Annotated in this window: 14 protein-coding genes and 2 pseudogenes; 1 reads left to right on the forward strand and 15 read right to left on the reverse strand. The window is 40.5% G+C overall.

Annotated features, from left to right (window positions below):
- Window positions 1–91: 91 nt before the first annotated feature.
- The gene (locus QM956_RS00550) at window positions 92–1726 is read right to left on the reverse strand and encodes a hypothetical protein (protein ID WP_414302068.1); all 1635 of its coding nucleotides are present in this window, start codon (window positions 1724–1726) and stop codon (window positions 92–94) included.
- On the reverse strand, window positions 1707–2456 hold the full coding sequence (locus QM956_RS00555; protein ID WP_414302069.1) for an ABC transporter ATP-binding protein: 750 nt from the start codon (window positions 2454–2456) through the stop codon (window positions 1707–1709). The genes QM956_RS00550 and QM956_RS00555 overlap by 20 nt, the downstream gene beginning before the upstream one ends.
- 177 nt (window positions 2457–2633) lie before the next feature.
- On the opposite strand from QM956_RS00555, the gene QM956_RS00560 reads away from it, so the two are divergent.
- Window positions 2634–4088, forward strand: a complete 1455-nt coding sequence (locus QM956_RS00560; protein WP_078238273.1) for an alpha-amylase — start codon at window positions 2634–2636, stop codon at window positions 4086–4088.
- 243 nt (window positions 4089–4331) lie between these two features.
- On the opposite strand, the gene alaS is transcribed toward QM956_RS00560, so the two are convergent.
- The 13 genes and pseudogenes from alaS to budA all read right to left on the reverse strand — a co-directional run bounded on the left by alaS (window position 4332) and on the right by budA (window position 20772).
- Complete coding sequence (gene alaS / locus QM956_RS00565; protein ID WP_261099432.1) at window positions 4332–6950, reverse strand: alanine--tRNA ligase; 2619 nt, start codon at window positions 6948–6950, stop codon at window positions 4332–4334.
- Between the two features lie 21 nt (window positions 6951–6971).
- Window positions 6972–7458, reverse strand: a pseudogene (locus QM956_RS00570) (LURP-one-related/scramblase family protein).
- 366 nt (window positions 7459–7824) lie between these two features.
- A complete protein-coding gene (locus QM956_RS00575; protein WP_000429946.1) occupies window positions 7825–8130 on the reverse strand; it encodes a hypothetical protein in 306 nt (101 codons plus the stop codon).
- Window positions 8131–8202: 72 nt separating this feature from the next.
- The gene (locus QM956_RS00580) at window positions 8203–9348 is read right to left on the reverse strand and encodes a GIY-YIG nuclease family protein (RefSeq protein ID WP_000997679.1); all 1146 of its coding nucleotides are present in this window, start codon (window positions 9346–9348) and stop codon (window positions 8203–8205) included.
- Window positions 9341–11272: a DEAD/DEAH box helicase gene (locus tag QM956_RS00585; RefSeq protein ID WP_000203249.1), complete on the reverse strand. Its 1932-nt coding sequence runs from the start codon at window positions 11270–11272 to the stop codon at window positions 9341–9343. The genes QM956_RS00580 and QM956_RS00585 overlap by 8 nt, the downstream gene beginning before the upstream one ends.
- Window positions 11269–14061, reverse strand: coding sequence for a class I SAM-dependent DNA methyltransferase (locus tag QM956_RS00590; RefSeq protein WP_001085249.1), 2793 nt, complete (start codon window positions 14059–14061; stop codon window positions 11269–11271). The genes QM956_RS00585 and QM956_RS00590 overlap by 4 nt, the downstream gene beginning before the upstream one ends.
- A 259-nt stretch (window positions 14062–14320) precedes the next feature.
- Window positions 14321–15391, reverse strand: coding sequence for an ABC transporter substrate-binding protein (locus tag QM956_RS00595; protein ID WP_414302070.1), 1071 nt, complete (start codon window positions 15389–15391; stop codon window positions 14321–14323).
- Entirely contained in the window at window positions 15388–16161 is a 774-nt protein-coding gene (locus QM956_RS00600; protein WP_000712740.1) for an ABC transporter permease, read from the reverse strand. The genes QM956_RS00595 and QM956_RS00600 overlap by 4 nt, the downstream gene beginning before the upstream one ends.
- On the reverse strand, window positions 16158–16964 hold the full coding sequence (locus tag QM956_RS00605; protein WP_000753806.1) for an ABC transporter permease: 807 nt from the start codon (window positions 16962–16964) through the stop codon (window positions 16158–16160). The genes QM956_RS00600 and QM956_RS00605 overlap by 4 nt, the downstream gene beginning before the upstream one ends.
- Window positions 16945–18102 carry an ABC transporter ATP-binding protein gene (locus tag QM956_RS00610; protein ID WP_000742900.1) on the reverse strand — a complete coding sequence of 386 codons (1158 nt, stop codon included), beginning with the start codon at window positions 18100–18102 and terminating at the stop codon, window positions 16945–16947. The genes QM956_RS00605 and QM956_RS00610 overlap by 20 nt, the downstream gene beginning before the upstream one ends.
- Before the next feature lie 159 nt (window positions 18103–18261).
- Window positions 18262–19167, reverse strand: a complete 906-nt coding sequence (murB, locus tag QM956_RS00615; protein ID WP_261030138.1) for a UDP-N-acetylmuramate dehydrogenase — start codon at window positions 19165–19167, stop codon at window positions 18262–18264.
- A gap of 111 nt (window positions 19168–19278) precedes the next feature.
- A pseudogene (locus QM956_RS00620) lies at window positions 19279–20031 on the reverse strand (YhfC family intramembrane metalloprotease).
- 9 nt (window positions 20032–20040) lie between these two features.
- Window positions 20041–20772 (reverse strand): acetolactate decarboxylase, encoded by a 732-nt coding sequence (budA, locus tag QM956_RS00625; RefSeq protein WP_020903182.1) that lies wholly within the window; start codon window positions 20770–20772, stop codon window positions 20041–20043.
- Window positions 20773–20843: the final 71 nt, after the last annotated feature.

Raw genomic sequence — 20843 nt, forward strand, 5'->3', positions numbered from 1 at the left:
TGATTACCAATCTTAATCATTTACAACTACATTCTAACAAACTATAGAAGCATTTGTCGAATTGAACTTATCAAGCAAGCGACCAACAACCTTATCTTTTTTCTATCTCTAACAATATCCGTGACAGGTAGTAATGATAGCTAAATATAGCAAGACCAAGCAGGAGGATAAGAGCTCCTACTCCCAAGCTGATGGCAAGGACAGGGGAAAGAGACTGAAGCAAGTATACGCTCACAATAGTTGAAATCAATAAGATAGCACTATAAATAATAATCAAAACCATTGTGACTATACCTTTTGAACGATTCACCAGGTCCGTAATGCTACTCCAATTGGTTGACAGATTTTTCATATCTTTAAAATAATGGTGGCAAGAAAGGCTGACACTGGCAAGAACCCATGCCACAAGAAGGTAAATCATCGAAAGGATAGGCAATCCTAAATAAAGGGAAAGACCAAGTAAAGTCAAGATAGGTAAAAAGGACTGGACAGCAAAGATAATCCAAAATTTCACTTTCACATAACGAGCAAAGTCAAAGGGTAAACTCTTCAGAAAATCAACATTTTCCCTCTCCAAGGATAAGGCAATTGAAGGAAGGCTGGTGATATTGTTATTGACAACTGCTATAAACATTCCCACGAAAAACAAGGGTAACCAGTATCGAGGATGAACGTCTGGAACTAACTGAGAATCTCGGATTGTGGAAATCGGACCAATCATCATGAGATAGGGAAGGAACGCACTTGTAAAAAGTACTGTAATCACGCCAGTCCCCTGTCCCAAGAGGGAGAGGTTGTAGCGCAAAACCATGCGGAAAAATCCCTTTTTAGTTCTTGAAATCCCCTCTTTACTGCGACGTTCTTTTTTGACCTTCTCCTCACTGTTAAGCAGAATCACGTCATAAAAATGAGGAAAAACCTTCTTTTTGGTCAGATAAAGCAAGAAAACAGTTAAAGCTATCCAAGCGAGCAGACCCAGTATGGCCTCTGTCGAAAAAGGCTCCACTGCTATTTTGTAAAAGAGATGAAGAGGATAAAGGAGAAATGGAATATCTCTAACTCTGTCAACTATATCTCTAGAAGTCGACTGTAGAAGGAAGACAAATAATAAAGGTATGAGAACCCCAATCCCAATCATCACATTGGCAAAAATAGACTGATACTTTCTAAAAACGGTAGTTTGAGCCAAGAAATGCACTACCCCTACCATCACTAAAGTAACAGAGACAAATAATAAGGCCAAGGACAGCAGCATCAAAGGCAAGCCCAGCCAAAGAGAAGGAGCTAACCTAATGTAGAGGACTAGAAAATAAGCTAGGGTTGGTACAATTCCAGTTAGAGCTGGCAAGAGGACAGACAGTCCTTTAGCGATTATAATCTCTGATTCTTTAAAGGCATAGGGACTATAGGAGGCCAAATCCTTACTCTCATAAAAGACATTGTAAAAGGCAGTGAAAGCCGTTGAAAAGGCAAGCACCAGTAAAATAGCAACCATGGTACTAAAAAGACTTGGCATTTCCTCAAAAGGAAAATGAAAGGCTATATTTATAAACAAAAGTAGCATCAAGAGGCTAGAAAAAATGTAAGAACTTAGGACTCTAGCGGAAACATTTACTTTTTTCCCAGGGTTCTTAGCCTGCTTCTTTCGTAGGTTAGCCAGATTCGCTTCTTTAGATGAATAGAGGATATTGATATCAACTAATTTTTTAATGACCTTGAAACGCATCTTCACCCTCCTCTTTTCTACCAGCAAGGCTAAGGTAGATACTTTCCAAAGACTGGTCTGGGTGGTCTTTTCTCAAGTCCTCTACACTACCACAATAAATCAAATGCCCCTTTTTCAAGATTGCAATCCGATCACAGACTTGCTCAGCTACCTCGAGGACATGGGTTGAAAACAAGACTGTCTTACCTTTTTGTGCATGTTCCTTCATCATTTGCTTCAAATCAAAGGCAGCCTGGGGATCCAAACCAGTCAAGGGTTCGTCCAAGACCCAAATATCAGGATCAGACAAGAGTGCCCCGATGACAAAGACTTTCTGACGCATTCCGTGAGAAAGGGTTTCAATAACCTGATAACGGTTTTCAGCAAAATCAAAAACCTTCAATAGCCTATCTAGACTAGCCTCCAAGTCAGAGCTGCTCAAATCATAGGATGAAGCAATCAATTCCCAAAATTCATTGGCCGTTAAACGTAAAAATAAGTCAGGCGAGTCTGCAACGTAGCCAATCTTTCGTTTGATAGCCAAGCGATTTTCCGATAAATCCTGACCGTCTACCAAAATACGACCACTGCTGGGCGAAATAATACTGACTAAGGATTTTATAGTAGTCGATTTTCCAGCCCCATTATGGCCAATCAAGCCCATAATCTCCCCATTCTCAATCTGCAAATTGAGATTGCTCAAGGCCTCTTTATCACCATACACCTTACTAACATTTTGAAATTCAATCATGAGAAATCTCCTCTCTTTATCTATGTAATTTACTATAATTATAGCGCTTTCATTTTAAAAATCAACATTTTATATAAAATAGTCAAAAACTTATTATTCAGTTTTACGCAAACGTTTGAGCTAACCGATACTTTATGATAGAATAAAGAACAAGATTGACAAGTAAGAGGAAACATCATGCAAAATCAAACACTCATGCAATACTTTGAATGGTATCTGCCCCACGACGGCCAGCACTGGACGCGTCTAGCTGAAGATACTCCACACCTAGCCGATCTCGGTATCAGCCATGTCTGGATGCCACCAGCTTTTAAAGCTACCAACGAAAAAGATGTAGGCTATGGGGTCTATGACCTATTTGACCTTGGTGAGTTCAACCAGAAAGGGACTGTCCGCACCAAGTATGGTTTCAAAGAAGACTATCTTCAAGCCATTCAAGCACTAAAAGCACATGGGATCCAGCCTATGGCCGATGTGGTACTCAATCACAAGGCTGCTGCCGATCACATGGAAGCCTTTCAAGTCATCGAAGTGGATCCGGTTGACCGTACAGTCGAGCTCGGAGAACCCTTCACCATCAATGGCTGGACTAGCTTTACCTTCGATGGTCGCCAAGATACCTATAATGACTTTCACTGGCACTGGTACCACTTCACAGGTACAGACTACGATGCTAAACGCCGTAAATCAGGAATTTATCTGATTCAAGGAGACAACAAGGGCTGGGCCAACGAGGAATTGGTCGATAATGAAAATGGTAACTACGACTACCTCATGTATGCCGACCTAGACTTTAAACATCCTGAAGTCATCCAAAATATCTATGACTGGGCTGACTGGTTCATGGAAACGACTGGTGTAGCTGGTTTTCGCTTGGATGCTGTTAAACACATCGATTCCTTCTTTATGCGCAATTTCATCCGCGATATGAAGGAAAAATACGGTGAGGATTTCTATGTTTTTGGTGAATTCTGGAATCCTGACAAAGAAGCCAATCTGGACTATCTTGAAAAAACGGAAGAACGCTTTGACCTAGTCGATGTTCGTCTCCACCAGAATCTCTTTGATGCTAGCCGAGCTGGTTCTAACTACGACCTTCGTGGCATTTTCACGGATAGCTTGGTTGAACTCAAGCCCGACAAGGCTGTAACCTTTGTCGACAACCATGATACTCAAAGAGGACAAGCCCTTGAGTCAACTGTTGAAGAATGGTTCAAACCAGCAGCCTATGCACTCATTCTGCTACGCCAAAATGGACTGCCATGTGTCTTTTACGGAGACTACTATGGTATTTCAGGGCAGTATGCTCAACAAGATTTCAAAGAAGTCCTTGACCTCCTCCTAGCCATCCGAAAAGATTTGGCCTATGGAGAACAAACAGACTACTTTGATGACGCAAACTGTATCGGTTGGGTACGTTCAGGTGCTGAAAATCAATCCCCAATAGCAGTCTTGATTTCAAATGACCAAGAAAACAGCAAATCAATGTTTGTCGGCCAAGAATGGGCTAACCAAACCTTTGTAGATTTACTCGAAAACCACCAAGGTCAAGTTACAATTGATGAGGAAGGTTATGGACAATTTCCAGTCTCAGCTGCTTCGGTAAGTGTCTGGGCAGCTAATACTATTTAATAGCTCATAATATTCAAGCCAGATCCAAACGGATTTGGCTTTTTTGCATTCACAAAAAGACCTATCCAAATGGATAGATCTTTTTACTCAATGAAAATCAAAGAGCAAACTAGGAAGCTAGTCGCAGGTTGCTAAAAACACAGTTTTGAGGTTGTAGATAAGACTGACGAAGTCAGTTACCTATACCTACGGCAAGGCGAAGCTGACATTGTTTGAAATTGATTTTCGAAGAGTATTACTTGATTACAATTTACCTGCTACTGCATCCAACAATTCTTGGATCTTAGCTTGGTTGCTTCCTCCTGCCATGGCCATGTCTGGTTTACCACCACCACGTCCATCGACGATTGGTGCCAATTCTTTGACAAGGTTTCCTGCATGAAGGTCTTTTGTCTTACTTGCTACAAGGACATTGACCTTGTCACCGATAGCAGCAACTAGGACAAGAAGATCAGAGTAGTCTTTTTGTTTCCAGTTATCCGCAAAAGTACGAAGGGCACCAGCGTCAGATACAGATACTTGACTAGCAATGTAACGGTGACCGTTGACTTCCTTCACATCCTTGAAGATGTCGCCTGCAGCTGCAGCTGCGGCCTTTTCTTTCAATTCAGCATTTTCTTTTTGCAATTGACGAAGTTGTTCTTGAAGTCCTTCTACCTTGTGAGGTACTTCCTTGACTTGAGGTGCTTTCAATGTTGCTGCGACTGCTTTAAGAGCATCTTCTTGTTCACGGTAGGCTTCAAAGGCTTCCTTACCAGTCACTGCCAAGATACGGCGAGTTCCTGATCCAATCCCTTCTTCTTTGACAATCTTGAAGAGACCAATTTCAGAAGTGTTACCAACGTGGGTACCACCACAAAGCTCGATAGAGTAGTCACCGATAGTAACAACACGGACTTCTTTTCCGTATTTCTCACCAAAGAGAGCCATAGCTCCCATTTCCTTGGCAGTGTCAATATCTGTTTCAACTGTCTTAACTTCAAGTGCTTCCCAGATTTTCTCGTTGACTTGCTGTTCAATCGCACGCAATTCTTCAGGAGTTACGGCTTGGAAGTGCGTAAAGTCAAAGCGAAGGAATTCGACTTCGTTAAGAGATCCTGCTTGTGTTGCGTGGTTTCCAAGGATGTTGTGAAGAGCAGCGTGAAGCAAGTGAGTCGCAGTGTGGTTTTTCATAACACGGTGACGACGATTTGTATCAATTGCCAAGGTATATTCTTGGTTCAAAGCAAGCGGTGCAAGAACGTCAACCGTGTGAAGAGCTTGTCCATTTGGAGCTTTTTGAACATTGGTCACAGCAGCCACGACCTTACCTGACGCATCCAAGATTTGTCCATGGTCAGCAACCTGTCCACCCATTTCAGCGTAGAATGGCGTTTCCGCAAAGATAAGAGAGGCAGTTCCTTCAGACACAGCTTCTACTTCTGCATTATCAGCCACGATAGCCACCAATTTAGAAGACAATTGGCTAGCATTGTAGTTGAAGACACTTTCTACAGTGATGTTTTGAAGAGTTTCATTTTGCATACCCATTGAGCCACCCTTAACAGCTGATGCACGCGCGCGTTCTTGCTGTTCTTTCATGGCTGCTTCAAATCCTTCACGGTCTACAGTCATGCCAGCTTCTTCAGCGATTTCTTCAGTCAATTCAACTGGGAATCCATAAGTGTCATAAAGTTTGAATACATCTGAACCAGCAATGACAGATTGGCCTTTTTCTTTCAAGTCAGCTACAATGCCTTGGGCAAAGTGTTGACCTGAGTGAAGGGTACGAGCAAATGATTCTTCTTCGCTCTTAACGATTTTTTCGATAAAGTCACGTTTTTCAAGCACTTCTGGGTAGTAGCTTTCCATGATTTTACCAACAGTTGGAACGAGTTTGTAAAGGAAAGGCTCGTTGATTCCCAATTTTTGACCATGCATAGAAGCACGACGGAGCAAACGACGAAGGACATAACCACGACCTTCATTTCCTGGAAGGGCACCATCACCGATAGCAAATGAAAGTGAACGGATGTGGTCAGCGATAACCTTAAAGCTCATGTTATCGCCATCTTGGTCATAAACCTTACCAGACAATTTCTCCACTTCACGGATGATCGGCATGAAGAGGTCCGTTTCAAAGTTGGTCTTAGCCCCTTGGATAACGGCCACCAAACGCTCCAAACCAGCGCCCGTATCAATATTCTTGTGTGGCAATTCCTTGTATTCGCTACGAGGAACGGAAGGGTCTGCGTTAAATTGTGACAAAACGATGTTCCAGATTTCGATATAACGGTCGTTTTCGATATCTTCTGCAAGAAGGCGAAGACCGATATTTTCTGGGTCAAAAGCTTCTCCACGGTCAAAGAAAATCTCTGTGTCCGGTCCAGAAGGTCCCGCACCGATTTCCCAAAAGTTGTCCTCGATTGGAATCAAGTGACTTGGATCCACTCCCACTTCAATCCAGCGGTTGTATGAATCTTTATCATCTGGATAGTAGGTCATGTAAAGTTTCTCAGCTGGGAAGTCAAACCATTCTGGGCTGGTCAAAAGCTCATAAGCCCAAGTGATGGCTTCGTCACGGAAGTAATCTCCGATTGAGAAGTTCCCCAACATTTCAAACATGGTATGGTGACGCGCAGTCTTCCCTACGTTTTCGATGTCGTTGGTACGGATAGCCTTTTGGGCATTGGTAATACGTGGATTTTCAGGGATAATGGTCCCGTCAAAGTATTTCTTAAGGGTTGCTACCCCAGAGTTGATCCACAAAAGTGTAGGGTCATTTACAGGAACCAAGCTCACTGATGGTTCTACTGAGTGACCTTTGGTCGCCCAGAAATCAAGCCACATTTGGCGTACTTGTGCACTAGATAGTTGTTTCATATTGTCTCCTTATTTACTTGTTTAATGTGATTGGCTTTCCAGCATCTCCACATAGTCAATCGCGACACAGAGGGAAATGACTAGATCTGCATAAGCGTCCTCAAGGACCGTTACATTATAGGTAGATGTCAGATGGAAGAGTTCTTTCTTGATTTCCGCAATCAGCTGATCGCGATCATCCAGCAATTTGAAATTCAAATCCCAGATATTGCCCTCGATACGAAGCCCCAGATTATCAAACTCATACTTATCTCGCCAGAAGGTCAACTTCTTGCGAATGACAAAACTCGAGCCATCCCGAAGCTGAATCTCAAAACGAGGAAGCAAGGTCAAGATTTCTTTACTGATCTGACTAACTTGTTCACCAGTCGCATCATAGATGGTAAAAGTTTTGGGAATCTTAAAAAAATGATCCCTCTACCTGATAGGCGATTTCTCCCCTGTCATCCTTGATAGCGAAGCGTTCGCCTCCAAGACGAAACTTTTGTTTGACAAGAAATGTTTTCATCAACACCTCCAAAAATTAAAAGACAAGCTCATATCACGAAGGGCGAAAAACCGCGGTACCACCTTCATTCAATGAACTTGTCATTCTCTTATTCTTATGCAATTGTATGATTGAGTAGCATGACTTTCTAGCTTAGATGGCTCGCAGCACCGCCATTTCTCTGGACTAAGGCAACTGAAAATCAATTCTCAACTCTCTTATTATATCGTTTTTTTAAGCTTGCGTCAACTGGAAATCATCTTAACTAATAGTAGTGAGGTAGGAGTGAAGACCTTTTAAAAATTTAACTACTAGTTTCGAAATGTAAGTAGTAATATTTAATTTATTTCTAAAACCTTTCTATCTAGCATAGCCCTCCAGCGCTGTTTAGTATGTACCCCCTATACTGATAAGATTCCACTCAGAGTAGCTTATCTTGAACAATTTTGGGGATTTTGTGTCTTCGTCATACACTACGAGATAGTGCCCTTCATCATTCCAAAACTTGCCCAATACCTCAGCGTCTTTCAGTTCCACTTTCTGGTTCATATAGTCGCTTTTATACTCAATTTGTGGTGCATCTTTTACCCCAGCAGTAGAAAAACTACTACCAATAAAGATAAAAGCATAAAACAGCACCACAGCAATTCCCAAGAATTTAAAGATTTTATAATTTGTATTATTGTTTTCCATGTTAGTATATTCCTTTTCTTTCTGTTTTGTGTTTTCTTAAATCCAAAGGGGGAAAAATACTCCCTTATCCCACTAGATCATTAAGCTAACTTTTTCAATCACTTCTTGGATCTCATCTAGCGATACTAGAAACCATTCTTTAGGGACAAAGCTCTCTCCATTTGGTGCTATTAATTCCATATCTAACTGCTTGTCTGCAAAATAATGATGAAGAGTCGTTTCTAATTTTCGAGCGCTGAAATTTTGAACCTCAAAACTAGCTACTAAACGGACAGGAGCATAAAGATAGGTTCCTTCTCTTTCTGCATTTGCTAACCGTTTTTCAATTCGATCCTGTGTAAAACCGATTTTATAGAGATTACGGATGTTGGCAATTTGAGGATGGCTACTCAAGGATTTTACTACATAGATATATCCAGTTGTAATTCGTTCGCTTGGACTGATACCAGTCATCACATCTTCTATCAATTCTGTTACCATTCGTCCATGGCGCGTTCTATCGTGCAGATTAGATACAAAAGAGCGGAGTAAGGCCTTCTTATTTTCTGTACCATTTTCATATACGAGATGAAGTTCAGCATTAGTATAACCATTCTTATCAGTGAAGTCTTCTCCTTTAGAAACAACATAAACCATTACTCCATTATCCACATAGAACATATCAGGTTTAATTTCTTTTTCTTTTATCACATCAGACTTTCTGACTTGACGACGACCTTCACTAATTTCATCATGAACACGAGTAAATAATCCCTGATAATCTTCAAAATTTCCCATCCGTTTACGTGTTCGTGTTTTATCCCGCGCTTGAATCGTTCGTTTATAACGTGAGACATCAAATAAAGATTTCTCAGCACTATTCACTGACTCAAACAATTCATCTGATAAAATATCTGTTAAACTAGCAGGACTTGAAATAGGGGGCTCGGACTCAACTATATCTATTTTTAGTAGCCCAAATTCATCATAAGGTTCTAACTTTCGGATGCTATCAGGAGATTTTCTAATACCATTCAATCGAGAAAATAAACTGCGTTCTTTAATATTTCTAGACTTTTGTGGCTCTTGCCCATTATTTTCTCTCACCCAATCTATGATTTCTAAAAATTTCTCCACTTCGTGATCTATAACTATTTTTTTCATAGGTTTTAAAGGAGCTATTAAATGTTCAAAATCAGAATCATTAAAAATGTCATTTAAGTTTTTGAAATCATTCATTACCGCTCTCCATCTTCAGCTTCATCTGAGACAATTGTAACAAAGCATACGCAAGTCTCTGTTCGTACTTATCGTGACTTGATTTATCTGGATGACGACCATTTTCATTTAAAAATTGCTTAATTTGAGGATAAAGAATTAACAGTTCTTCTTCAGAAAACTCCATCTTCTGACCATCCATATAGTCTTGTATTAGACGCAGAGTCGGAGCATCAATTTCACGTGATATAACTTCGTAAGCTCTCTGGAAAGGATTAATCTGATCAATTAAATCAATAGATAACTCATCAATATTCACAAATTTATCTGCCATTTTTAGAAAGTCTGTTTGCCCTACTCCCTCTTTCCGTTCAGCTGATTGAACTACCGATTGACTAATAAACTGTTGACGAACTTCTTCAACTTCAGCCCCACTTAAGTCAGGATAGATTTGTTTAATGATGGCTGGAATCATCTGCTTATTAATGACTTCTGCATCCGTTCCCGCAGCAATTGCAGTTTGGATACGCGGTTCTTGCAATATACTAGCACGTAAGTCATTCAAATCATTTTCTATGATATCCTTTGTTCTCTGTGTACTAGGCTCTTTTAAGCCTTTAACGAATATTTCGGCACCAGAAGATTTCTGGTCTTCTCGGTCTTTTCGTTTGAACTTGAAATTTGGCGCTAAAACAGACTCCATCAATAGACTAGCTGTAATGGCCTTCATAACATTATTCACAGCAAAGAAAACTTCATCATCTTGAGCATCTGGTTGAGAAATGAGATTGGTAAATTGAGCGTGTGACTTATTGGAACTATCGCGTGTTACTCGACCTATAATCTGAACAATTTCTGTTAGCGACTGACGATAGCCAATCGTCAAAGCATACTCAGCATAAGGCCAGTCAAAACCTTCTTTAGCCATACCAAGTGCGATAATGATATCGAGATCATCTAAACTGGTCATTTTGTTTAGGTAATCCTGTACTTTTTCACGTCCTTCTTCTGTGACAAGGTCTGCAACTTTCAATACACGACCTGTTTCCTCAGTAACTAACCATAATCCAGTCTTAGGATCTGGAACTGCTTGCCCTAGTTCATCTAAAATTCGGTCAACTTCATCATACTTATCCTTGGTTGATTCACCTGAGTTTACATTGGGAATATGAATGATAGTTTTCTTACTCGTGTCCAGTACTTCGTGCAAGGCATCTGTGTAACGACCACGATAAAAGTTATAACCCATGGCAAAACTTTTCAGATATTTGTACCCCTCCAACTGTTCATAATAAGTATAGGATACCTTATCAAATTTTTGCTCATCTTCAGGTGCCAAAATGGGTACAGAATCTCCACGGAAATAAGACCCTGTCATAGCTACTACATGGGCTGTTGAATTGGCTAATATGTTTCTTAAGGCATTTCCTAAAACTGAATTATCATCTTGAGATACATGATGAAATTCATCGATAGCTAGAAGAACATCATTAAAATCACTATCAGCTAGCTGTTCAAAGGCAAAACGCAAGGTGGCATGCGTACAGATTAAAGCTCTATCATCAGGAGACTCTGAATGCATAAAGTCTACAAACTGTTTTACCTTACTTTTACTGCTCCCTTGTTCAGTCAAATTATTTTTGGGAAGAACTTCCCAATCCCAGTAAAAACCATAATCTGTCAATTTTGTTGAACGAAACGATTTTCCAATAGATCTTTCTGGAACAGCTATAATAGCTTTTTTCAGACCTTGAGCATGTAATTTATCAAGAGCAATAAACATCAAAGCTCTCGACTTACCAGATGCAGGAGGCGCCTTAATCAATAAGTGTTGAGAAGTTCTCTTAGCATATACCCGCTCCTGCATTTCACGCATACCAAGTGCATTATTTGATTGACTAGCACCTGTACCATTGTAATTAATTTCAAATATATTTGAGGTCATTTCGCTTCCTTTTCTGTCATTTCTTTATACAGGTTCAATAAGACACTGAGCCTTTCTTCATCTGATTCAAAAGGCTTTTGCTGGTAGGCACGTTCTACGATACCATCAATTTTTTCATGTGCTTGACGAAGACGTTCGTTCATCGGTTTATTGGCTCCACCGTACAATTCAGCCAAGGTTCCACCTTCTTCTTCTCGAACATCTAGCATTTCAAAAACAGCTTCTTCAAGCATATTTTTCCGACTATCTGAAAGTTCTGGGATTGGGAATGTATTATAAACCAGTCCAGCTGAATAACTATATCGAGTTTCTAATTTCCCACCGATCGCTTGAAACCATTTTATATGCATTTTAGAAACAAGACATCCAAGTAGCCAAATTGGAGTATCATACACAATATAGCAACGATTTGAAATAATTGTATCGTCTCCCACAAATCCCATTGGTATATAATCTCTATCTTCTGAAGTAACAGCAGGAACTAACAGTTGAAACTTCCCTTCTATTTTCCCCTTAGAAAACATATCATCCCATTCACCACGTTGAACAAATTTCCATGGTGTGGATGCAGTTTCTCTTGTTCCAGCAGCCTTAGAATTCAGGCGTTCTTGCCTTACATTTTCAAATAATTGATGGAATTCCTGGATCTTATCTAATTTAGTATATTCATCTTGATCAATCCAAATAGTATATCTAAAATTTCCATTGATATACTCATCTGCTCCAATATACTTTTTAAAATACACTTCAGTTTCAGGATATCTTTGAACTAATTGATTTTTATCATCATTTGTCAGTATTAGATATTTACTTCTTGGCATATTCCCAAAGACTATTTTTGGAAAATTATTTAACTTCTCTGAATCATTGTGATTAGATACAATAATATCATCTGCAAAAGCTAGATAGGGATTTATATTCTTTCCATAACTCTCTCCCTTATCACTATATATAATTCTTTTCTTATCATTTTTATTTGAAAATCCAATGATAGTAACTGTAACCCCTGCATTATGGGCCGCGCTATTATTCCATTTAAACGATTGATATGCAAAGGAAATTTGGCCATATTGTAGAAGAACACTCCACAAAATTGAAACTTGCTCACCTTGATTTATTGAATTTGTTGTTACAAAAGCATATTGAGCATTTTTACCATAAATAAGGTGAGTTGCCTTATAAAACCATCCCGAAATATAATCTAATTTTTTAGAAGAAATTTCTGAACAAATCACATTTTCTAGTTCCTTCTTTTGTTCCAAGGTCATTTTTTTAGAGCCTATATACGGCGGATTCCCAAATATATAAACTTCATCATCTGCCTTAGCATTCAAAACAGTTGTCCAGTCAATTCTTAGGGCATTCCCACAAACGATATTCCCAGCTTCTCTTAAGGGGAGTAGCCTTGGATGGACATCAGCAAGTGCTTCTTCCATCTCCACATTCATCTGGTGTTCCGCTATATACAAGGATAACCTTGCTACTTCATGAGCGAAATCATCCAATTCAATTCCTGAAAATTGGGATAGAGAAATCTTAGATGCATCAGCAATCAATTCTCCTTGATAAACAGCTTTTTCATTTAAGGATTCACGAATTTCACGCTGTTTGATTAAGATATTAATTTCTAAACGACGAAGTTCTTTATAAGTAATGATGAGGAAATTTCCAGAACCACAAGCAGGGTCTAAAAACTTGATAGAGGCCATACGAGTGAGCAACTCTTCTAACTTAGGTAAGATTTGTCGCAATTCCTTGCGACGATGTTCCTCGCTAAAGTCACCACCTCCTATATAGTAGTCAGCTCGTTCTTCTAATTCCGTAAATGCTGCTCGTAAATTATCTAAAAACAGTGGTTTGATGACCTTCATAATATTGGGCACGCTAGTATAGTGCATACCCGATGTTGATCTTGCTTCTGCATTTGCCACGGTTTGAATCATGGAGCCCAAAATATCTGGATTGATTTCATTCCAGTTTAGCAATTCCCCTGCTTCAATGAGTAATTGACGAGTTCTTTTATTGAAAATAAGGTCATGATGTGGCTCTGAAAAAAGCTTACCATTTACATAGGGAAAATCTGATAACCACGACTCCAAATCCTGACGACTAAATTCAGGCATATCTAAAACAGTAAATAGTTTTCTAACACACTCATTCAAGTCAGAACCATCTTCAGATGTCCTCATCTTAATAACATTTGTGAAAGCTCCCTTGGAGATGATATTTGTATCTTCTGCAAATAGTAGAAAAAGAACACGAATCAAAAATAGATTAAATGATTTACCGTCAGTTTCAGTAATGGCAAGTTCAGGATTGATAGAAATTAGTTCATCATAAAGTTTGGTGAAACGCTCTGCCGCTTTTACATCAGCAGGGTTTTCCTTATCATAATCAATCTTTTCAATACCATTCCAAGGTAAGAAGAAATCACAATGGGCTGGTAAATCATTAAAAGAAATTGCTAGAGTCAGTCCTGTCTGTGTATCCTTTGCATATAATTCTTGAAAATCTGTTGTAATAATAAATCGAGATTTACGAACCTGACCATCCAACTCTTTATCAATCTCAGTCAGAGCAAGTAATGGCTGATTTTCAACTTTACGAAAATACAATCTGTTTTTTATTATAAAATCATCAGATGCCACTTTACTTGCTCTTGTTATGGTCGTTTTAGTAATGTCAAACAATGAAACAAAATCAATAATGAATGTCGATTTATTAAGATTCTCTACTAAAACCTTGGTTCTATCCTCAATCTCAGTGATATTTAATAACTTTTTAGCCATTAGATACCTCCAAGAAACGCAAAAAGCCTACTGGATTTTCAGTAGGTTTCAATCTATATTTTTTGCATTTTTTTATTAGGTTATATATATATATATATGCATTTGCGTAGTCTGACTCATTTTGAACTCCTTTGGAATTAAATTTTCAGAGATGCTGTAAACAATACTAATAACTCTCACCCTAAAACTATTATACCATGATTTCTATTTTTTCTAAAAAACGAACCAGCTGACTGATTCGTTTTCATCCGTTTAGCTCCTACTTCCGATACATTTTAAATTGTAGGAAGAGGTCGCTGTATTTGCCTGTCCATTTATGGTTAAATTTCTCGTAAACTTCTAGGTGTTTCATGGTTTCAGCATCTGGATAGAAGGCCTTGTCTTCTTTTTTCTCCTCTGGGAGCAGTTCCTTAGCTGGTAGGTTTGGTGTTGAATAACCGACATACTCTGCATTTTTAAGAGCATTTTCGGGTTGCAACATAAAGTTGATAAAGGCATAGGCGGCATCTTGGTTTTTAACTGTTTTGGGAATGACCATATTGTCAAACCAAAGGTTGCTGGCCTCAGTCGGAACCACATAGCGTAGATTTTCATTTTTTTCTAACATTTGGCTAGCTTCACCAGAGAAGGTCACACCGATTGCAGCATTATTCTGAATCATGTAACCCTTCATCTCGTCCGCCACAATAGCCTTGATATTTGGAGTCAACTTGTAGAGCTTGTCCACTGTCTCTTCCAACTGCTGGCTATTCTTGGAGTTGAGGCTGTAGCCGAGGGAATTGAGTCCCAGTCCCAATACCTCACGCGCTCCATCAAAGAGCATGATAGAGTTCTTATACTCTGGTTTCCAGAGGTCATCCCAATGTTCAGGCGCTTCCTCTACCATGGTTTCATTGTAGACAATTCCCAGGGTTCCCCAGAAGTAAGGGATAGAGAATTTATTACCTGGGTCAAAGGACTGGTTGAGGAACTCTGGTCCGATATTTTCAAGACCTTCAAGTTTTGAATAGTCAAGCGGTACCAAGAGGTCTTCGTCCTTCATCTTGTTGATCATGTATTCACTAGGAATGGCAATATCGTAGGTCGTTCCACCCTGCTTAATCTTGGTATACATGGCTTCGTTGGAGTCAAAGGTCTCGTACTGGACTTGGATGCCTGTTTCTTCTGTGAATTGCTCCAAGAGTTCTGGATCGATATAGTCTCCCCAGTTGTAGATAACCAATTTTTGACTATCTCGGCTATTGATTTTACTGTCTAGATGCGTCGCAATTCCCCATAAGACCAGAATAATGGCTACAATTCCTGCTAAAAATGAATAGAGTTTTTTCATGCTTGCTCCTCCTTCTCACGTGAGATAAAGTAATATCCAACAACTAGGATAATACTAAAGAGAAAGACGAGGGCAGACAGGGCATTGATTTCTAGCGAAATCCCCTTACGAGCACGAGAGTAAATCTCGACCGAGAGGGTTGAAAAGCCATTTCCCGTTACAAAAAAGGTCACAGCAAAGTCATCTAGCGAATAGGTGAAGGCCATGAAATAACCTGCAATGATAGACGGAGTCAGGTAAGGAAGCATGATTTCCTTGAACATCTGAAATTGACTGGCACCAAGGTCATAGGCCGCATGAATCATATCGCCATTCATTTCCTTGAGACGAGGCAAGACCATTAAGACCACGATAGGAATCGAGAAGGCCACGTGACTAGATAGAACAGTCAAAAAGCCAAGTGAAAACTTGAGTTGGGTAAAGAGAATCAAGAAGCTGGCACCAATCATAACATCAGGCGCAACCATGAGGATATTATTGAGTGATAGAAAGGCTTCTTGGTATTTCTTACGAGACTGGTAGATATAAATAGCTCCAAAAGTCCCGATAATGGTCGCTATCAAAGCTGATAAAAAGGCCAAGAAAAAGGTCTGAGTCACAATCAACATGAGACGACCATCACCAAACATGGTTTTAAAATGGCTCAAGCTAAAGCCTGTAAAGCTATTCATGTCGTTTCCTGCATTAAAGGCGTAACCAATCAAGTAAAAAATCGGCAGGTAGAGGACAAGAAAGACCAATCCCAGATAAAGGTTGGCAAATTTTTTCATCGTTCTCTCCTTTCCTTGGTCACCCACATGGTGATGAACATGGTCAGAATGAGAATCACACCGATGGTAGAACCCATACCGTAGTTGTCATTTGTCAGGAAGTTCTGCTCAATAGCCGTTCCCAGCGTAATAACGCGGTTCCCACCAATCAAACGGGTCAGCATGAAGAGACTCAAGCTTGGAATAAAGACAGATTGAACCCCACTTCGTACCCCATTCATCGATAGAGGGAAGATGACATGGCGGAAGGTCTCCCACTTGGTCGCACCAAGGTCATAGCTGGCATTGATGAGATTGTTATCCATATCGTCCAAGACATTGAAAATGGGCAAAATCATAAAAGGAAGCTCGATGTAGCTTGCAACAAAGATAAAGGAGAAATCGGTAAAGAGCAACTGCTGTGAACCGATTCCGATAAATTCCAAGAATTGGTTAATAGAGCCATTCTGACCAAAAATCCCAATAAAGGCATAGGCCTTAAGAAGAAGGTTGATCCAGGTGGGCAGAATAATCAGCATAAGCCATAGTTGACGGTGCTTGAGACGGGTCAAAAATAGGGCTGTTGGATAGCTGATAAGGAGGGTTACAAAGGTCACAATTCCTGCATAGAGTACAGAGTTGAAACTCATTTTTAGGTAGGTCAAGTTTTGTGACGCAAAGTAAGATTTATAGTTTTCTAAACTGAATTGTCCTTCAATATTGAAAAAGGATTGACCGAAAATCAAGACCAAGGGTGCCAATACAAAGAGGACAATCCAAAGCATGTAGGGCACTACAAAGAGTTTAGAGCTTGTTTTCTTCATCTCTTTCCTCCTCGATTGCATTGATCAGACCTGCTTCTTGCTCTTCGATTTCCACGTATTCTTCGATACGGGCATCGAACTCTTCTTCGGTTTCGTTGAGACGCATGATGTGGATGTCTTCTGGCTCAAAGTCCAAACCGATTTCCTCACCCACGATGGCCTTACGGGTTGAGTGGATCATCCATTCATTTCCAAGTTCGTCATAGGCGATGATTTCATAGTGTACCCCACGGAAGAGCTGAGTATCCACCTTAACTTGGAGCTTGCCTTCTTCAGGAAGGGTAATCCGTAAGTCCTCTGGACGAATCACGACCTCAACAGGTTCATTCGGCTTCATCCCACCATCGACCGCTTCAAAGCGTTTGCCGTTAAACTCAACCAAGTAGTCCTCAATCATGGTACCTGGCAAGATATTTGACTCACCGATAAAGGTGGCAACAAAGTGGTTAATTGGCTCATCGTAGATGTCCACAGGCGTTCCAGACTGGACAATCTCGCCATCATTCATAACGAAAATCCAGTCACTCATGGCCAGGGCTTCTTCCTGATCGTGAGTGACAAAGACAAAGGTAATGCCCAATCGTTGTTGCAGTTCCCGCAATTCGTACTGCATATCTGTTCTTAATTTCAAGTCCAGCGCTGACAAAGGTTCGTCCAACAAAACCACACGAGGTTGGTTGATAATGGCACGGGCAATAGCCACACGCTGGCGTTGTCCTCCTGAGAGTTTACGAATGGAACGTTTTTCGTAACCTTCCAACTGAACCATCTTGAGAACTTCCGCTACGCGTTGCTCGATTTCTTTCTTGTCAATTTTACGCAAGCGGAGCGGAAAGGCAACATTTTCAAACACATTCATGTGTGGAAACAAGGCATAGGATTGGAAGACCGTATGGACGTCTCGCTTGTTGGTTGGGATGTCATTGATTCGGACACCGTCCAGTAAAATATCTCCTGTCGTCGCATCCAGTAAACCTGCAATGATGTTAAGGATAGTTGATTTTCCTGACCCAGATGCGCCTAGAAGGGTGTAGAATTTCCCTTCTTCCAACTCAAAGTTGATGTCTTTGAGAACCTTGGTGTTGCTGTCTTCAAAAACTTTAGAGACGTTTTTGAATTCAATAATTGGTTTTTTCAATTGTCATTTATTCCTTCTTTTCCATAGATTAACAGATCAGGGCTCTGTCAAGCCGCTACTACCTCGTGTAGGAGATTGAACTGCCTACATTCTTCTGCACTGACGATAGGCTTTCACCCCCTTTCCATAACATAGCAGCAGCTTTTCAACTACAGCTTCCTACTTGCTTTCACCTAAAATACGGACTTCTCTCTCAAGAGTGACGCCAGAGTGTTCCTTGACTTTTTCGATAACAGACTCAATCAAGTCCTCGTAGTCTTTAGCCGTTCCGTCAGCAACATTAATCATAAAACCTGCGTGTTTTTCTGATACTTCAACACCACCGACACGATAGCCTTTCAAGCCAGCTTCTGAAATTAATTGACCTGCAAAATGCCCTACTGGACGCTTAAAGACCGAACCACAAGATGGATATTCTAAAGGTTGCTTGAGTTCACGTAGATGCGTCAAGCGATCCATTTCTTGCTTGATAACCTGATGGTTTCCTGGAGCAAGGGCAAATTTAGCTGACAAGACAACTGCACCAGACTCTTGAATGGCTGAGTGACGGTAACCAAAAGCCAAGTCCTTGACAGACAGGGTCTCGATTTCTCCATCCTTGGTCAAGACCTTACAAGACTGCAAGATGTGGGCAATCTCGCCACCATAGGCACCGGCATTCATAAAGACAGCACCGCCAACGCTTCCTGGAATGCCACAAGCAAACTCAAAACCAGTCAAACTATGACGAAGCGCAATGCGAGTTGTTTCAATCAAGTTAGCACCAGCTTCAGCTTCAATGGTATAGCCATCAACGGAAACATTATTGAGCTTGTCACACAAGATGACAAATCCACGAATTCCACCATCACGAACGATGATGTTGCTGGCATTTCCAAGAACCATCCAAGGAATACTTTCTTGATTGGCAAATTTGACAACGCGAGCCAACTCAAAACGATTTCGTGGAAAGACCAAATAATCGGCCTCTCCACCTACTTTTGTATAACTATAAGCATGCAAGGGTTCCTTGAAACGGATATCAATCCCTTCTAAGATTTCAATCATTTTTTCTTTTACTGACATGACACTCTTCCTTTTACAAAATTCATTCCATTATACCATTTTTAAGACCATTTGACGACCCTAAAAAATCTTGGGCTTATTTTAAACAAAAAAGAGGTTTCCCCCTTTTTCTTATGATTTTTTGCAAAAGACTGCCTTTGTTCCATAGGCAAGCAGAACAAGTTCAAGTGCTAGGACCACTTCAACCAAGACTGGATTGGTCAACCAGCCAACTTGGGCAAGAGATGGTGCCAGGTCAAAGAAGGCATGTAGTCCATAGGCCGCTAGGAGATAAATCCATTTCTTCTGGCGAACAGCTTGGTAAACCCAAACAGTCAAGAGTAATTGGAAACCTAGGGCCAAGATTCGCTCAAAACCAAGCAAATAAATCTGCCAGACTGATAGCGACTGAATAGTTTTCAACATATTTTCAGACAGCAATTGCATGACCTGTGGATTCTGAGTTTGAACTGCTGAGAGAACGATGTAGAGATTAATCAAACTAGTAAGACCTAGGAAAATCAACTCCAAGCCACCATGCCCCAATCCATAAGCCAAGGCATCTGCCTTTTCCAAACTTCTCTTTTTCTCCAACCATTTGAAGAAAATAAGACGAGCAGTTTCCTCAAAAAATGCTGCCATGGCTAGGCCATAGATGATATAGACAAGCGGATGGTCTTGCAAGAGGGCAATACTACCGTCTTTTTGAGGATGTAAAACCAAGATATGCACCAGTTTTTCTAAAATCTGTGAAGAGACAAAGAAAGCAACAGCACCCAATCCCTAGACAGCTAGATTGATCTGATATTTCTTTTTGGCATACCAAATGCTTCCTAGCAAGATAACCAGCAACAGCACCATGGTAATGATAATATGAATGGTCATTTTCTTCTCCTATTCCGCCTTTTCAATATCTTTTTTCATCTCGTCAACATTGAACTTAGCAAACAAGTATTGACGGTCTTGGACTGGAAAACGTTGATCCAACTGGTCAACAGCTCCCACTTCGATAATCCCTTCCTTGATGACAAAGTCCATGACATGACCACCGAAGGTCAAATCATCTGAAATGAAGTGCAGATGGTAGCCTGCCACACTGACCCCATGGAAAATCTCTGGAGTCCAGAAACCAACGATGGTTCCCGCCACATTTTCACGACTATATTCAGGTTGATGGGTTGCGACATCAGCAAACTTGGTATCTGGTGTCGACTTAGGAATCATGCGCACATGCATATGCGAAAATTCCCCCCGAATCTTGATAGAGCGGAAAAGATTTTCCCCGTCATAATAAGACTCAATTCGTTCTTCCAATTCCTTGTCCGTCATCTCAAAGCGTTGGCGGAAAATGACCTCTGCCTGATGCGGTACTACTGCTGCATAAGGAATAAGGGCATCTGGTGATACTTCCACAATTTCTGGCTGATCTCCTGAGCCTTTGGCTTGATAAGCCTTGCCATCCAAGACAATCAATTCCCCATCAATGGAATCCAAGGTTCCCAAACCAAGATCACCATGCTCTAGCAATTCTCCCACTGTCATGGTACCACCATAAAGGCCGGCCATCAAGGCTCCAAGGGTATTGTATTGAAATAATTTCACTGGTTCCTGCACGTTCTTATCCATTCTCTTTCTTGTCTGTTATACTCAATGAAAATCAAAGAGCAAACTAGGAAGCGAGCCGCAGGTTGCTCAAA

The sequence above is a fragment of the Streptococcus mitis genome (assembly GCF_047460035.1).
Taxonomy (GTDB): Bacteria; Bacillota; Bacilli; order Lactobacillales; family Streptococcaceae; genus Streptococcus; species Streptococcus mitis_DW.

What these genes read in the sequence shown, in the direction of transcription:
- QM956_RS00550 (WP_414302068.1), bottom strand. Translation starts at nt 1,726, where the DNA reads ATGCGTTTCAAGGTCATTAAAAAATTAGTTGATATCAATATCCTCTAT.
- QM956_RS00555 (WP_414302069.1), bottom strand. Translation starts at nt 2,456, where the DNA reads ATGATTGAATTTCAAAATGTTAGTAAGGTGTATGGTGATAAAGAGGCC.
- QM956_RS00560 (WP_078238273.1), top strand. Translation starts at nt 2,634, where the DNA reads ATGCAAAATCAAACACTCATGCAATACTTTGAATGGTATCTGCCCCAC.
- alaS (WP_261099432.1), bottom strand. Translation starts at nt 6,950, where the DNA reads ATGAAACAACTATCTAGTGCACAAGTACGCCAAATGTGGCTTGATTTC.
- QM956_RS00575 (WP_000429946.1), bottom strand. Translation starts at nt 8,130, where the DNA reads ATGGAAAACAATAATACAAATTATAAAATCTTTAAATTCTTGGGAATT.
- QM956_RS00580 (WP_000997679.1), bottom strand. Translation starts at nt 9,348, where the DNA reads ATGAATGATTTCAAAAACTTAAATGACATTTTTAATGATTCTGATTTT.
- QM956_RS00585 (WP_000203249.1), bottom strand. Translation starts at nt 11,272, where the DNA reads ATGACCTCAAATATATTTGAAATTAATTACAATGGTACAGGTGCTAGT.
- QM956_RS00590 (WP_001085249.1), bottom strand. Translation starts at nt 14,061, where the DNA reads ATGGCTAAAAAGTTATTAAATATCACTGAGATTGAGGATAGAACCAAG.
- QM956_RS00595 (WP_414302070.1), bottom strand. Translation starts at nt 15,391, where the DNA reads ATGAAAAAACTCTATTCATTTTTAGCAGGAATTGTAGCCATTATTCTG.
- QM956_RS00600 (WP_000712740.1), bottom strand. Translation starts at nt 16,161, where the DNA reads ATGAAAAAATTTGCCAACCTTTATCTGGGATTGGTCTTTCTTGTCCTC.
- QM956_RS00605 (WP_000753806.1), bottom strand. Translation starts at nt 16,964, where the DNA reads ATGAAGAAAACAAGCTCTAAACTCTTTGTAGTGCCCTACATGCTTTGG.
- murB (WP_261030138.1), bottom strand. Translation starts at nt 19,167, where the DNA reads ATGTCAGTAAAAGAAAAAATGATTGAAATCTTAGAAGGGATTGATATC.
- budA (WP_020903182.1), bottom strand. Translation starts at nt 20,772, where the DNA reads ATGGATAAGAACGTGCAGGAACCAGTGAAATTATTTCAATACAATACC.